We start from the raw sequence: 15,258 nt of genomic DNA on the forward strand, positions 1-15,258 counted from the left end.
GATGGCGTTGGCATTCTCGCAATTGGATGCTGCCGATGCAGCTATTAATTGCCTCGTAACCTACAAGTGAAGGATTTTGTGCGTATCCGGCGAGATGCGCCTTTGTAGAAAACCCGGGCGACATAAAACACATGGGCTGCATCGGCACGCGAAAAAGCAAGCGCATCCATGCATGCGGTCAATCAAAGTGCAGATTTTCAGTAAATCGATAGCGCGGGAACAGGGACCGTATTGGTCAGGACTTTTAGAAGAAGTGTCATTCCGACCGAAGCGAGACAGCCTCATCGTCTCGCGCAGTGGAGGAATCTGCGGCTCTTCGGCTCACAGATCAGGGAGCTTCCGGAGCCAGCATCATCCGCAGCACTTCATAATCTGTGCCAACACCGAACGAACCATTGCGCAGCCTTCTACGGAAGAGATTCGGGAAGAGATGGGCCAGGTATAGCGATCCTGCATGCATTCCCTACCCCCGGCACCTGGCTTTTGCTACCCTATCCACACCGCATGAAATCCAGAATGAAACCGTTATCATCCGCGATTCTCCTTTCCGCCTTCGCTTTCGGCGGATGCACGTTCCTTTCTGCCCAAACCACATCGGACTCCGCGCACTCCTTCAAGGTCGAGAACGGTCAGTTCCTGCTCGACGGCAAGCCCTTCCAGATCATCTCCGGCGAGATGCACTACGCCCGCGTGCCGCGCGAATACTGGCGCTCGCGCCTCAAGCTGGCCAAGGCCATGGGCCTCAACGCCATCACCACGTACGTCTTCTGGAACGAGCATGAGCCCACGCCCGGCGTCTACGACTTCTCCGGCAACAAGGACATCGCCGAGTTCGTGCGCGAGGCGCAGCAGGAAGGCCTTTACGTCATCCTGCGCCCCGGCCCCTACGCCTGCGCTGAGTGGGAATTCGGCGGCTACCCCGCGTGGCTGCTCAAGGACCCCGACATGAAGGTCCGCTCGCGCGATCCCAAGTTCCTCGCCGCCGCGCACAGCTGGCTCCTGCGCCTCGGCAAGGAGGTCGCACCGCTGCAGATCGGCAACGGCGGTCCCATCATCGAGGTCCAGGTCGAGAACGAATACGGCTCTTACGGTGACGACCACGAGTACATGGAGGACATCCACCACACCCTCGTCGAGGCCGGCTTCACCAAGGCGCAGCTCTACACCGCCGACGGCGCCGACGAGCTGACCAAGGGCTCGCTGCCTGAGCTGCCCGCCGTCATCAACTTCGGCACCGGCGAAGCCAAGGGCGAGTTCGAAAAGCTGCACAAGCTGCGCCCGCAGGGCCCGTTCATGTCCGGCGAGTACTGGGCCGGCTGGTTCGATCACTGGGGATCGCCGCATGAGACCCGCAGCCCGCAGCAGGAAGCCGACGAAGTCAGCTGGATGCTCAAGCAGGGCTATTCGCTGAGCATGTACATGTTCCACGGCGGCACCAGCTTCGGCTGGATGAACGGCGCCAATGCCGAGGGCGCGAACTCCGACGGCAAGAACTACCAGCCAGACACCACCAGCTACGACTATGACTCTCCGCTCGACGAGAGTGGCCGCGTCACGCCGAAGTACATGCTGCTGCGCAAGACCATTGCCGAGGCCACCGGCCACGAGCCGCCGCCGATTCCGGAAGTCGCGCCCGCGCAGGCCATCGCGCCTTTCGCCGTGACCGGCGCCATCTCGCTATGGAAGACACTGCCGAAGCCCGTCCACTCCGAGCAGCCGCTCAACATGGAGGCGCTCGACCAGGCCTACGGCTACGTGCTCTACCGCACCACGCTTGAGGGACCCGTCGAAGGCGAGCTCAATCTCGGCAAGCTCCACAGCTACGCGCAGGTCTACATCGATGGACGCCTGCTCGGCACTATCGACCGCCGCTACGACCAGCACACCCTGCCCATCGATATCCCGTCAGGTAAGGCGCGCCTCGACATCCTGGTCGAAAATACTGCACGTGTGAACTATGGCAAGGCCATCCCCGGCGAACGCGTAGGCCTGCTCACCGGCGTCACGGTCAAGGACAGCAAGGGCGCAGTAGCCACACTGACCGGCTGGGATAACTACTCCCTGCCCATCGACTATCCCGACACGGATGCGCCGCAAAAGCTGGCCTTCACCAGCGAGCCCTGCACCGGCGTCTGCTTCTATCACGCAAGCTTCGATGCTACCGAGCAGAAGGATACGTTCTTAGACACCAGCGCCTTCACCAAAGGACAGGTCTGGGTCAACGGACATAACTTAGGCCGAGTCTGGAACGTAGGTCCGCAGAAAGCGCTCTATCTGCCCGGCCCCTGGCTGCGCAAAGGCAAGAACGAGGTCGTCGTACTTGACCTGCAAGGCCAGCCCGGAGCCAAACTCTGGGGCCTGGACCATCCCTACCTCGACGGCGCAGTGATCGCACCGCCCTCGGTGAAGTAGCTTCACAAAGCAACAAACCAACCCTCGGGTGGCCCATTCAAGCCGCGCCTCATGCGGCTTGAATGGGAAGCACAGACCTCACCCAGCCTGCACCAAAAACAACAAGAGCGGCCCAAAGGCCGCTCTTGTTGTTTAGCTTCGCGAAATCTTTACAGAGCGCGAACGTTCTCGGCCTGCAGGCCCTTCTGGCCCTTGGTCACGTTGAACTCGACCTGCTGACCTTCGGCCAGCGAGCGGAAGCCCGACGACTGGATCGCGGTGTGATGAACGAATACGTCCTCACCGTTCTGGCGGCTGATGAAGCCAAAACCCTTCGCGTCATTGAACCACTTAACAATGCCCTGTTCCATTTGTATATCCCTCAATTTCCGATGTACCGGCGAACGCAATGTGGAATAAATGCGGACCAAGGGGTTACAAGGAACACGCAAAAAACCAATCGAATTCTACGATCACCCAGAGTCTATCAGGCCTGCCGCATTTCGCCGATACCCTAAAAGTTTTTTACACCCGGAATAGCCCCGCAACGACACAAAAAAGTCACCGAAAGCCCACATTTCCAGTCGAAATGTGGACCCCCCGCAGCCTGCAAGGCCACGACCAGAGGGAGCGGAGGCCGAAGGCGAAAGGCCGGACGGCCAGTCCTTATTTCCAGCCCAGCCCCGGAGCCACATACTTCAGGATCGACTCCAGCACGTGCGCGTTGTATGCCACGCCCAGCTGGTTCGGTACCGTCAGTAGCACGGTATCCGCCTCGGCAATCGCCTCATCCTGCTTCAGCTGCTCGATCAGCCGGTCCGGCTCCGCCGCGTAGCTGCGCCCGAAGATCGCTCGTGTCTTCGGATCGATGTGCCCGATCGAGTCAGAGCTCTCGCCGTTGCGCCCGAAGTACGCGCGGTCATAGTCATTCACCAGCGCAAAGATGCTCCGGCTCACCGAGACTCGCGGCGTCCTCGTGTGTCCGGCCTCCTGGTACGCCGCGCGATACTTGCGGATCTGCTTCGCCTGCTGGATGTGGAAGGGCTCGCCCGTCTCGTCATCCTTCAGCGTCGAGCTCTGCAGGTTCATCCCCAGCTTCGCCGCCCACACCGCCGTTGCGTCCGACCCTGCGCCCCACCAGATACGATCGCGCAGCCCTTCAGAATGCGGCTCAAGCGGCAGCAGCCCCGGCGGATTCGGGAACATCGGCCGCGGATTCGGCTTTGCGAACCCCTCGCCGCGCAGCAGGTCATAGAACACCTGCGCATGACGCCGCCCCATCTCCGCGTCCGTCTCGCCCTCGCGCGGCTCGTAGCCGAAATATCGCCAGCCCTCGATCACCTGCTCCGGCGACCCGCGGCTGATACCCAGTTGCAGCCGTCCCCCCGAGATCAGGTCCGCCGCGCCCGCGTCCTCCGCCATGTAATGCGGATTCTCATAGCGCATGTCGATCACTCCGGTGCCGATCTCGATCGTCTTCGTCCGCGCACCCACCGCCGCCAGCAGCGGAAACGGCGACGCCAGTTGCCGCGCAAAGTGATGCACCCGGAAATACGCGCCGTCCACGCCCAGCCGCTCCGCCTCCACCGCCAGGTCAATCGACTGGAGCAGCGTGTCCGCCGCCGACTGCGTGCCGGAATGTGAGGAGGCCGTCCAATGGCCAAACGAGAGGAAACCGATCTTTTTCTTCATAAAGAAAACCAACTTTCGTTGCTTATCTATCAGATGTATGGAAATCCCGAAAGATTCAGCCGTGCCCCTCCACGCAACTCCATCGCGAAATGCTGCGTCTGTCAGGGAGGACCGCTGAACCCGGCGACCGAAACCCCACGCAACCAGGCTGTATCCGGTTGTAACGCCCCAGAATCCAGGCCTCCCAGCCTGTCCGATCCCAACTTCGATTCTTTTTCGATCCCAGGAGAGTTCCATGATGATTCGCAAATTTGCCTCGATCGCCACCCTGGCCTGCACCCTCGCAGGCGGCGCCGCCTTCGCCCAGGACCATGGCCAGGACCACGGCGCCCCCGGCGGCCAGAAGTTCGTCAAGCATTCCGACTGGAAGAAGGGCGGCAAGATCCAGCCCGCCGACTGGAACCGCGGCCAGCAGGTCGATTACCGCCAGTACCACCTGAACGCGCCGCCTTCGGGCTACCAGTGGCGTGAGGTTGACGGCAACTTCGTCCTCGCCGCTGTCGCCACCGGCGTCATCTCGTCGGTCATCGTCGCCTCCACCATCCACTAAACATCAGCCCCGGTGCCCCACGTCTCGATTCTGAGACGTGGGAAAGCACACCCCCCATAAAACAAACGAACTGTCATTCCGACCGTAGCGAGCCAAAGGCGAGCGAAGCGGAGGAACCTGCAGTTCCCTCACCCCGGCGAAATTCCGGGTGCCCCACGTCTCGATTCTGAGACGTGGGAAAGCACAACTCCCAATAAAACAAACGAACTGTCATTCCGACCGGAGCGAGCCAAAGGCGAGCGTAGTGGAGGAACCTGCAGTTCCCTCACCCCGGCGAAATTCCGGGTGCCCCACGTCTCGATTCTGAGACGTGGGAAAGCACTTCACCCAATCCAGCAAACGAACTGTCATTCCGACCGGAGCGAGCCAAAGGCGAACGTAGTGGAGGAACCTGCAGTTCCCTCACCCCGCGGCGAAAATCCGGGTGCCCCACGTCTCGATTCTGAGACGTGGGAAAGCACAACGCCCAATAAAACAAACGAGCTGTCATTCCGACCGAAGCGAGCCAACGGCGAGCGAAGTGGAGGAACCTGTAGTTCTCCCTCACCCAGCGAGAATGCAGGCGTTCCAGCCCTACACCGTAAGCAAACCCGAAGCCGCCACCTTCGCATACCAGCGCCCCGAATCCTTGACCGTGCGCTTCTGGCTGCGAAAATCCGTGTAAATCAACCCGTAGCGCTCGGTGTATCCCTCGGCCCACTGGAAGTTATCGATCAGCGTCCACGCGTGGTAGGCGCGCACCTTTGCGCCATCCTGGATCGCCCGCGACAACTCGGCCAGTGTCTCGCGATACCATGCGATACGCCGCCCATCGGGCACGCGGCCTGTCTCCACATCCGTCTCGTCGAGATAGCCGCAGCCGCTCTCCGTGATCTCGATGATCGGATGGTCGTATTCGCGTGAGATCTGCGTCACCAGGTCGTAAATGCCACGCGGCCACACCTCGAGCCCCGCGTCCGTCAGCGGACCCTCGGTCGGCATCGCCGCACGAAAGCGCGTATACGGATCGCGTCCGCCCGGCGAGTTGTTCTCGATCTCCGTGCCGCTGAATTTGCCGCCGCTCTCGAAGTGCTCTTTGCTTGCATCGGAGACGATACGCCGCGTGTAGTAGTGGAAGCCCACCCAGTCCAGCGGCGCATAGAGCAGCTTCTCATCGCCTGCCCTGAACCCCATCTGCTCATACGGCGGCTCACCCACAAACGCCTTGGGATAGCGCCCCTTCATCGCCGCTTCGAGGAAGAAGACGTTGTTCATCGCGTGGTAGCGCGCCGCCGCGGCGCGGTCGTCCTCCGAGTCCGTCTTCGGATAGGCCGGAGCCATCTCGTACGCGCTGCCGAAGGTCGCACGCGGCGAGGCCGCCTTCACCGCGCGATGCGCCTCGGCCTGCGCCAGCGCAAGCGTGTGCGCAGCCTTCAGGAAGTCCGTGAAGCTTGTTCTGCACGGCGGAAACGCGCCCGCCGCATAGCCCATGAACGCGATCGCCCAGGGCATGTTGAACGGAGCCCACACCGTGATGCGGTCCCCGAGATGCTTCGCGAGGATGCCCGCATAGTCCGCGAAATACTGAGCAAGTTCACGATTCGGCCAGCCGCCCTTGTCTTCGAGCGCCTGCGGCAGATCCCAGTGGTACATCGTGCACCACGGACGGATGCCTGCCTCGAGCAGCGTATCCACAAAGCGGCTGTAGTGGTCGATGCCCTTCCTGTTCGGCGCGCCCATGCCCGTCGGCTGGATGCGCGGCCACGCAATCGAGAAGCGCTGGCTCTTCATGTTCATCTGCCTGGCCAGCGCAATGTCCTGCGCATAGCGGTGGTACTGGTCGCAGGCCACATCGCCCGTCACGCCGCCGCGCACCTTGCCCGGCGTGTGCGCAAAGCGATCCCAGATCGATTCGCCTTTGCCGTCCTCGTTCCACGCGCCTTCATTCTGATACGAAGCGGTAGCCGTCCCCCACAGAAACCCCTCGGGAAAACGAGCCGCGCGAATCACCGATTCCGGCACAGCGCCGGGACGATCGGCAAGCAGTCCGGGCAAAGGCTCCGAAGCCGGCGCATCCGATTGCGCAGCCGCGTTTCCACCACGCAAAAGCGAAACACCCGCGGCCGCAGCCAGGGAGCGAACGGCGAACTGACGACGATCCATGACGATCTCCTCACCAGAGAAAAATCAAACAGGGCCCGGCAGACAGCAATATGTAACGGTATACATTCCATATTGCGCAAGTAAAGAATGCACGGATTCTACCGCCGCAATTTTCATCCCCTCACACCGCTGTCATTCCGAGCGGAGGGAGCAAAGCGAGCGGAGTGGAGGAACCTGCAGTTCTCGCCGGATCGGGGAGAACTGCAGGTTCCTCCACTAGTCGAAGATCACCGTCTTGTTGTCATAGTGCAGAATGCGGTGCTCCAGCTGCCATCGCACTGCGCGCGAGAGCACCACGCGCTCCAGGTCTCTTCCCTTGCGGATCAGATCCGGAATCGTATCGCCCTGCGTCACGCGCGTTACATCCTGATCGATGATCGGCCCTTCGTCGAGGTCCGCCGTCACGTAGTGGCTCGTTGCGCCGATCAGCTTTACGCCGCGCGCAAACGCCGCGTGGTACGGCTTCGATCCCACGAAGGCCGGCAGGAACGAGTGGTGCACGTTGATGATCTTCGCCTTCCACTGCTCCACAAACTCCGCCGAGAGAATCTGCATGTAGCGCGCCAGCACCACCAGGTCGACATTATGCTCGCGCAGCAGCCGCATCTGCTCTTCCTCGACCGCAGCCTTATTGCCCTTGCTCATCGCCAGCGTGTGGAACGGGATGCCGTAGAAGTTCGTCAGCCCTTCGCCGTCGGGATGATTGCCGATCACCAGCGGAATCTCGCACTCCAGCTCGCCTGCCTTATGCCGTTGCAGCAGGTCGGCCAGGCAGTGCAGATGCTGTGAGACGAAGAGGCACACGCGCAGCCGCGCGTTGGAGTCCGCCAGCTTCCAGCGCATCCGGAACTCGCTCGCCACCGGCTCGAATGCCTTCGCGAAGTGCGCCGCGAGCGGCTGCCCTTCCGGTGTCGCGCACTCGAATTCCACCCGCATGAAAAAGCGGCCCTGCTCGGCATCCTGGTGCTGGCCGGCGTGCAGAATGTTCGCGTCATACTGGGCGACGAGGAAGTTCATGATCGCCGCAACCAGTCCTTTACGGTCGGGGCACTCGAGCAGAAGCACAGCTTTCGTCATAGGATCCTTTGCCTTCCAGTATCGCCGACCGGCCGCCGGCCTTTTCTTTTCCTTTTCTTCGCGTCCTCACTGGGACAGGCGATAGAATGGCTCACAGCCCTCCCCGCAGAAACTCAGGGGGCCTCATGCCGGTCGGTACCCCTCGTTCGTTCCACTTGCGCATAAAGCCGGGAAAATCCTAGTAAGGTAGCGCGCATGAACGATCGGGCCAGCCTCGAAACACCTGCCACGGAAAAGAAAACCGGCACCTCCCGCATCCGCGGCAACGGCCCCTTCGCCGATCTCTACCGCACGCACGACTGGTCCGCAACCAGCCTCGGCCCCATCGACTCCTGGCCGGATATCCTCATCGCTTCCGTCAATACCCTGCTCGCCGCCGACATCCCCATGCAGTATTTCTGGGGACCGGACGGCAACTGCCTCTACAACGAGGCCATGCGTCCGCATCTCTCCACCAAGCACCCTGCCTCGCTCGGCCAGCCCGCGCGCCACGTCTGGGCCGAAGCCTGGGAGATCATCGGACCGCAGATCGAATCGGTGATGGAGACGGCCACCTCCGTCCACTTCGACGATGTCTTTCTTCCGCTCATGCGCGAAGGCAAACTCGTCGGCCAGTACTGGACCTACAGCTACAGCCCACTCTTCGACGGCTCCGGACAAGTAGTCGCCGTGCTCGACATCTCGCAGGAGACCACCGAAAAGGTGCTGGCGCTGCGCGATCTCACCCTCGAGCGCGCACGCCTCGACGCCATCATTGAGAGCGTGCCCGTCGGCGTGCTCGTCGCCGACAGGAGTGGCCGCATCCTGCGCGGCAACACCGAGCTCGACCGCGTCCTGCGCCACCCTGTCCAGATCAGCAACTCCGTGTCTGAATATGGCGAGCGCTACGCCATGCATCCGGATGGCCGCCGCTTCGAACCGCACGAGTACCCCATGGCCCGCGCCATCATCGAGGGCAAGCGTATCGCGCGCGAGGAGTTCCTCTATCGCCGCGGCGACGGCACAACCGGATGGATCGGCGTGACCGCCGCGCCCATCCTCGATGAAGCAGGCACCGTGCTCGGCGGCGTGGTCGCTGTATCCGACATCCACGAAGAGCGGATCAGCCGCGATACGCTCCGGCGCAGCGAAGAACGCTTCCGCCAGCTCGTCGGCCGCGCCGGCATCGGCATCAACATCGGCGATGCCAGCGGCAACCTCACATACATCAATCCCGCCATGCTGCAGCTCATCGGCTACACGCGGGAGGAGGTCGAACGCGGCGATATCCGCTGGAGCGACATCACCCCGCCCGAGTTCAAGGACGCCGACAACAATGCCATCCGGCAGCTCAGAGAGCACGGCATCGCCGAGCCGTACGAAAAGGTCTACATCGCCAAGGACGGACGCCGCATTCCCGTGCTCCTCCACGCAGCGAACATTCCCTGCCTCTCCGGCGACTCCTCGCAGGAAGACATCGCCGTCTTCTTCACCGATCTCACGCAGCAGAAGCGTTCGGAAGCCGTGCTGCTCCAGACCGAAAAGCTCGCCGCCGTCGGCCGCCTGGCCTCCACCATCGCGCACGAGATCAACAACCCGCTCGAAGCCGTCACCAACCTGCTTTATCTCTCGCGGTTGAACACCACCGACCCCAACATCCGCACCTGGCTCGACATGGCCGATGCCGAGACGCGCCGCATGGCCGCCATCGCCCAGCAGACCCTGCGCTTCCACCGCCAGGCCTCCGCGCCGCAGTCCGTCACCAGCTCCAGCCTCTTTACCTCCACGCTCGATCTCTACGCCGCCCGCCTGCGCAACAACGGCATCGCCGTAGAAAAGCTCCGGCGCGTCGACACGCCCGTTCTCTGCTTCGAAGGCGATATCCGCCAGGTGCTCAGCAATCTCGTCGCGAACGCCATCGACGCCATGCCCAACGGCGGCCGCCTGCTGGTGCGCAGCCGCGAAGGCACCGACTGGAAGACCGGCCGCAGGGGCCTCTATCTCACCATCGCCGACACCGGCACAGGCATGAGCCGAGCCGTCCGCCAGCGCGTCTTCGAAGCCTTCTATTCCACGAAGGGTATCAACGGCACCGGCCTCGGCCTCTGGATCTGTACCGAGATCATGGAGCGCCACCAAGGCAGAATCCTGCTCCACAGCCGCGCCGGCACAACGCACCACGGAACCGCCGTCTCCATCTTCCTGCCCTTCGATAGCGCCAACCCCGCGCAATAGCTGCGTCGGACGACGTAGGAACGTATCCCTCGATCAAACAGACGATCAAGCAGACACCCCACTAACGCGACCAACGGAAGCGCCAGGCGAAGCGAAACGCCAGGACGGCCAGTCCCCGAAGGCGATCCGCCCGATGCGCTGTGGCGGTACACTAACCCCATGCAGAACGGTCGCGTGATGGCGCTCGATGTAGGCAAGGTGCGCATAGGCGTGGCGCTCACCGATCCGCTTGGTTACACCGCCCAGCCGCTGATGACCATCTGGCGCAAAACCCCGGGCGAGGACGTGCGCAATCTGCTGCGCCTCATCCGCAAGCACGAAGTCACCGAGATCGTCGTCGGCAACCCGCTGCACCTCTCAGGCGACGTGAGCCCGTGGGCCGCGAAGGTTCAGGCTCTCGCCGAAACGCTGCGCGAGCGCTCGGAGCTGCCCGTACATCTCTGGGACGAGCGCCTCACCTCCGTCGCCGCGCACGAAATCCTCGACGAAGCCGGGCACGACCGCCGCAGCAGCAAAGATCGCCAGGACCGCAAGCAGATCATCGACCAGGTCGCCGCAACCCTCATCCTCGAAGGATGGATGGCAGCTCGCGCCCGCGCAGCTGCTGCCTCTCACGAATAAGAGCAGCGGGTGCCCCACGTCTCGCGTCTGAGACGCGGGAGTCTCGTCCGCCATCCCTTCCAAGAACTCCAGACCCGCGACCAAAGGGAGCGCGTGCCAAAGGCGAACTGCTTCACGCGCAGTGGCCATGCACGTAGCAGCTGTCATTCCGACCGAAGCGAGCATCGCGAGCGAAGTGGAGGAACCTGCAGTTCTCCTCAGCACCGGAGACGAACCCGGGTGCCCCATCCAAGCTTCGCTTGGGTGGGAGAGTACTAACCCGGGTGCCCCACGTCTCGCGTCTGAGACGTGGGAGTCTCGTCCACCATCCCCTCCCGAAAACTTCAGACCCGCGACCGAAGGGAGCGCGTGCCAAAGGCAAACCGCCCTGCGCGAAGCAGATTTACACGCCGCTGCTTGCCGCCTCGAGCGCGCGCACTGCGAGCCGCTGGAAGGTCTCGCGCAGCTCCTCCGGCCCGTGGATCACCAGGCGGCGGCCCATGCTGAGCAGCATCGCGGCGAACATCTCCAGCCGGTCGCGCCCGCAGCGCAGCCGCGTGCCGCCCGACTCCGCCTCCATCGCGATCCTCCAGAACATGAAGCTCTGCTCGGCTATCTCGAGCGGCATATCCACCCACACATCGATCTGAAAGTTCGACTGCACGAAGGGCATGCTCTCCGCCAGATGCTTGCGCGCGTCGAAGCCCTCCGGCCGCTCGAAGCCCGCCGCACCTGCCTCAAGATGCGCCACGCGATCCAGCCGGAATGTGCGAAGCGCCTGCCGCGACAGGCAGCGCCCGATCAGGTACCAGCGGTCATCGGCATGCACCACCGCGTAGGGCTCGATCTCGCGCCGCGAGGCCCGGCCGTCATGCGCCTTGTAGGAAAAGCGCACGCGGCGGCTGGCACGCACCGCCGACGCCGCTTCCAGCAGCGACTCCATGCGCGTGGGCACCACCCACGGACGCTGCTCCATCGCAATCACATCTTCGGTGAGATCGAGGCTATCCCGCAGCGCCTCCGGCAGCACCCGGCGCAGCTTGCCGAGTGCGCCCTCGCTCGCCGGCGCAAAGGCAGAAAGCCCCACGCTGTGCAGCGCCCGCAGCCCCAGCGAGAGCGAGAACGCCTCTTCATTCGTGAACACCAGTGGTGGCATCCGGTAGCCCGGCCGCAGCCGGTAGGCGCCGCCGATGCCGGGCGACGCGCTCACCGGGATGCCCAGATCCCTCAACCGCCCGATATACCGCTGCACCGTGCGCAGGTCCACTTCCAGGCGTTCAGCCAGCTCTTCTCCCGTGACACTGTCACAGGACTGCAGGACTTCGAGGACGGCAAAGATACGCACGATCGGGTCTGACATATGAACCCAATTTTCACCCCAATTTACGACAGCTCCTGTCGGGAATGCCCCCTAGCCTGAATCCGGCGCGAAATTCGGCCCGCAATCAGGACGAAATCCCAACTCAACGCAATCACGGAGGACACCATGACCGGCATCGCCATCGAAAACCCCGTACTCACCCCCGAAGCCCTTCTCGAACACTGGCAGGGGCATCGCCGCCTCACCCGCAGAACCATCGACGCCTTCCCTGAGGACAAGCTCTTCCAGTTCTCGCTCGGAGGCATGCGCACCTTCGGCGAAATGGCCTGCGAATTTCTCGGCATGCCGCTGCCCATCGTCCACGGCATGACCACCGACACCTGGGCGAAGTTCGAGTTCACCAAACCCACCACCAAGGCCGAAGTGCTCGCCGAGTGGGACGCGCAGACCCGTCAACTCAACGAGGAGTTCCCCGCCATCCAGCCCGCCCGCTTCAGCGAGACGATGACGGCCTTCGGCCAGTGGCAGATGACCGGCACACAGCTGGTGCAGTACGCCATCGAAAACGAGGTTCACCACCGCGGACAGGGCTACGTCTACCTCCGCTCCCTCGGCATCGAACCGCCGCACTTCTGGGAGCGCGACTAGCGGCTCAACAGCGCTGTCATTCCAACCGAAGCGAGCCGTATCTTCTTGCATGTCATTCCGACCGAATCGAAGCGAAGTGGAGGAACCCGCAGTTCTCCTGAACCAGCGAGGACAAGGGTGCCCCATCCAGGCTTCGCCTGGGAGGGAGAGTACGAACCCGGGTGCCCCACGTCTCGCGTCTGAGACGTGGGAATCTCGTCCACCATCCCCTCCCGAGAACTTCAGACCCGCGACCAAAGGGAGCGCGTGCCAAAGGCGAACCGCTCCACGCGTAGTGGTCCTGCGCGAAGCAGCATGTCATTCCGACCGAAGCGAAGTGGAGGAACCCGCAGTTCTCCCAAACCAGCGAGGACGGGGGTGCCCCATCCAAGCTTCGCTTGGGTGGGAGAGTACAAAACCAATGCGTCTCCGCATCGAAAGCCCTCTCCCCACTCAAGCCAACACCGGGCTTGAATGGGCCACCCGCCTTCTTTGCATGTCATTCCGACCGAAGCGAAGCGAAGTGGAGGAACCCGCAGTTCTCCCAAACCAGCGAGAACGAGGGTGCCCCATCCAGGCTCCGCTTGAGTGGGAGAGTACAAAACCAATGCGTCTCCGCATCGAAAGCCCTCTCCCCACTCAAGCCAACACCGGGCTTGAATGGGCCACCCGCCTTCTTTGCATGTCATTCCGACCGAAGCGAAGCGAAGTGGAGGAACCCGCAGTTCTCCTGAACCAGCGAGGACGGGGGTGCCCCATCCAGGCTTCGCTTGGGTGGGAGAGTACAAACCTCACGCATGCGCAGATTCCAAAGCGGTATTCCATGTTTATGGAATAGTTTCGCGATCGCCGCATCCGTAGATTGGATAGTTGGAGACGGCGCAGTACGGATCGATCGCTGCGTCGCCCACAGTGCGGCAACGGCAGCAAGCACGCGCATCTCCAGCACCGCGCATGCCGAATCCTCAGGCGAGGCGATGCGGCATTGCTATCACCCCCACTGCATTCACACGGAGAAAGACCTCCAGGAGTTGCAAATGCCTTTCGTAAGAATTTCACTTCGGGAAGACACATCCCCCGAGACGCGGCAGAAGATCTCTGACGGCATCCATCAGGCGCTCGTCGCAACCGCGGGCACGGCGGAGACCGACAGGTTTCATGTGATCAGCGCACACGCCGCCGCAGACTTCATCATCACCCCGAGCCACAACGGGATCGACTATGAAAATGCCGTCTTCATCGAAATTTCGTTCATCCGCGGGCGCAGCGAAGAGAAGAAGCTCAACATCTACCGGGCGATCCAGGAGAACCTGACGAAGAACGCCGGTAAGCACCCCCAGGATGTCGTCGTGATCATCCAGGAAAACGAGCGGGTCGACTGGTCGCTGGGCAACGGCGAAGCGCAGTTCCTGGCGCCTCCGCGAGCCTAAGACGTATCCACATCTCGTATCCACATACAGACATGACGGAAGCAAACGGTTTACCCGTCCACTTGTCATTCCGACCGTAGCGAAGCGGAGTGGAGGAACCTGCGGTTTTGCATGCATGCAGAACTACAGGGTTCTCCACTCCGCAGGACGATAAAACTGTCCCGCTTCGGTCGAAATGACAAAGTTTCCACGCAGCGCTACATGTGGATACCCAGCGCCTGTCATCTCTTTTCCGGCAGTCGTTCTAACCGGAAGAAATCAACCGGCACCCCAGCGAGCCCATTGCGGGCTTAAGCCGCCACCCACCGGAACGAATCTGTTCGAATAGGCGCTTGACCCTCCCCTTACGTCATGCTCAAAGATGTCTCTGTGGAGACCTATGAGCACCTTCCGCATCCACTTCCGTATTCAGGAATTCGCAAAGCTGGCCGGCGTCACAGTTCGGACACTGCACCACTACGACCGTCTCGGACTGCTGACACCGGCACATCGTTCCACGCGAGGCTACCGGCTCTATTGCCATGAGGATCTCGGCCGTCTCGAGCGGATTCTTGTGCTGCGATATCTGGGACTGCCGCTGCGCGAGATCGGCGCGCTGCTGAACACGTCCGTCAACCGCGGAACAGAGCCGCTGACAGTCACACTCGCGCGGCAGCGAACGGCGCTGCACGAGCGGCGAGAAGGCCTGGATCGCGTCCTGCGCGCCATCGAACACGCGCAACAGTGCGCACAGAACGACACCGCGGAACCCGAGTGGCTTCTCTACCAGACCATCCTGAAGGAGATACACATGCAGGAAACCATAGATTGGACGGAGAAGTATTACAGTCCGAAGGCCATCGAGGTGCTTCGGGAACGGCGTGCCGCCATGACGCCAGAACAGATGGCCGAGGCCGGCACGCGATGGCAGGCTCTGTATGCCGATATCCAGAGCGCGCTCGATCGCGAGGTATCGCCGGACAGCGCTGAAGGCCGTGCACTGGTCGCACGCTGGATGCGCCTCGGAGACGACTTCACCCAGGGAGACCCGGAGATCGGCGAAGGCTTTCGCCGCATGTACAACGATCAGAGTCACTGGCCGGATGATGAGAAGGCAGCCAAAATCAGGGCAACTATGCCCAAACCCGAGTACTGGATCTTCTTCCGTCAGGCAGTCCAGGCCTGCCTGCGCCACGGCTGAGAGAGGTAGACCTTATCACGCAGCAAAAATCCGG

Annotated in this window: 12 protein-coding genes; 7 read left to right on the top strand and 5 right to left on the bottom strand. The window is 62.2% G+C overall.

Features of this window, described 5'->3' with window-relative positions:
• Window positions 1-516: 516 nt before the first annotated feature.
• Window positions 517-2,412, top strand: coding sequence for a glycoside hydrolase family 35 protein (locus QM649_RS09065; RefSeq protein ID WP_415198710.1), 1,896 nt, complete (start codon window positions 517-519; stop codon window positions 2,410-2,412).
• A gap of 149 nt (window positions 2,413-2,561) precedes the next feature.
• Here the strand turns inward: QM649_RS09065 and QM649_RS09070 are convergent, their stop codons facing one another.
• Both QM649_RS09070 and QM649_RS09075 read right to left on the bottom strand, forming a co-directional pair.
• A complete protein-coding gene (locus QM649_RS09070) occupies window positions 2,562-2,762 on the bottom strand; it encodes a cold-shock protein (RefSeq protein ID WP_415198711.1) in 201 nt (66 codons plus the stop codon).
• A gap of 295 nt (window positions 2,763-3,057) precedes the next feature.
• Complete coding sequence (locus QM649_RS09075) at window positions 3,058-4,083, bottom strand: LLM class flavin-dependent oxidoreductase (protein ID WP_415198712.1); 1,026 nt, start codon at window positions 4,081-4,083, stop codon at window positions 3,058-3,060.
• A gap of 235 nt (window positions 4,084-4,318) precedes the next feature.
• Here QM649_RS09075 and QM649_RS09080 point away from each other — a divergent pair, with 235 nt between their 5' ends.
• Complete coding sequence (locus QM649_RS09080) at window positions 4,319-4,633, top strand: RcnB family protein (protein WP_415198713.1); 315 nt, start codon at window positions 4,319-4,321, stop codon at window positions 4,631-4,633.
• A gap of 573 nt (window positions 4,634-5,206) precedes the next feature.
• Here the strand turns inward: QM649_RS09080 and QM649_RS09085 are convergent.
• A complete protein-coding gene (locus tag QM649_RS09085; RefSeq protein WP_415198714.1) occupies window positions 5,207-6,775 on the bottom strand; it encodes a family 1 glycosylhydrolase in 1,569 nt (522 codons plus the stop codon).
• 216 nt (window positions 6,776-6,991) lie between these two features.
• Entirely contained in the window at window positions 6,992-7,852 is an 861-nt protein-coding gene (gene purU / locus QM649_RS09090; protein WP_415198715.1) for a formyltetrahydrofolate deformylase, read from the bottom strand.
• Between the two features lie 195 nt (window positions 7,853-8,047).
• Here purU and QM649_RS09095 point away from each other — a divergent pair, with 195 nt between their 5' ends.
• Together QM649_RS09095 and ruvX are read left to right on the top strand one after the other, a co-directional pair.
• Window positions 8,048-10,066 carry a PAS domain S-box protein gene (locus tag QM649_RS09095; protein ID WP_415198716.1) on the top strand — a complete coding sequence of 673 codons (2,019 nt, stop codon included), beginning with the start codon at window positions 8,048-8,050 and terminating at the stop codon, window positions 10,064-10,066.
• Window positions 10,067-10,225: 159 nt separating this feature from the next.
• On the top strand, window positions 10,226-10,687 hold the full coding sequence (ruvX, locus tag QM649_RS09100; protein ID WP_415198717.1) for a Holliday junction resolvase RuvX: 462 nt from the start codon (window positions 10,226-10,228) through the stop codon (window positions 10,685-10,687).
• Window positions 10,688-11,069: 382 nt separating this feature from the next.
• On the opposite strand, the gene QM649_RS09105 is transcribed toward ruvX, so the two are convergent.
• Window positions 11,070-12,026 carry a helix-turn-helix transcriptional regulator gene (locus QM649_RS09105; RefSeq protein WP_415198718.1) on the bottom strand — a complete coding sequence of 319 codons (957 nt, stop codon included), beginning with the start codon at window positions 12,024-12,026 and terminating at the stop codon, window positions 11,070-11,072.
• Window positions 12,027-12,152: 126 nt separating this feature from the next.
• Between QM649_RS09105 and QM649_RS09110 the strand changes: the two genes are divergently transcribed.
• The 3 genes from QM649_RS09110 to QM649_RS09120 all read left to right on the top strand — a co-directional run bounded on the left by QM649_RS09110 (window position 12,153) and on the right by QM649_RS09120 (window position 15,224).
• The gene (locus QM649_RS09110; RefSeq protein WP_415198719.1) at window positions 12,153-12,635 is read left to right on the top strand and encodes a DinB family protein; all 483 of its coding nucleotides are present in this window, start codon (window positions 12,153-12,155) and stop codon (window positions 12,633-12,635) included.
• Window positions 12,636-13,651: 1,016 nt separating this feature from the next.
• Window positions 13,652-14,044, top strand: a complete 393-nt coding sequence (locus QM649_RS09115; protein WP_415198720.1) for a tautomerase family protein — start codon at window positions 13,652-13,654, stop codon at window positions 14,042-14,044.
• 379 nt (window positions 14,045-14,423) lie between these two features.
• Window positions 14,424-15,224 carry a MerR family transcriptional regulator gene (locus QM649_RS09120; protein WP_415198721.1) on the top strand — a complete coding sequence of 267 codons (801 nt, stop codon included), beginning with the start codon at window positions 14,424-14,426 and terminating at the stop codon, window positions 15,222-15,224.
• The last annotated feature ends 34 nt before the right edge of the window (window positions 15,225-15,258 follow it).

The organism is Silvibacterium sp. (genome assembly GCF_047605705.1).
Classification (GTDB): domain Bacteria; phylum Acidobacteriota; class Terriglobia; order Terriglobales; family Acidobacteriaceae; genus Silvibacterium.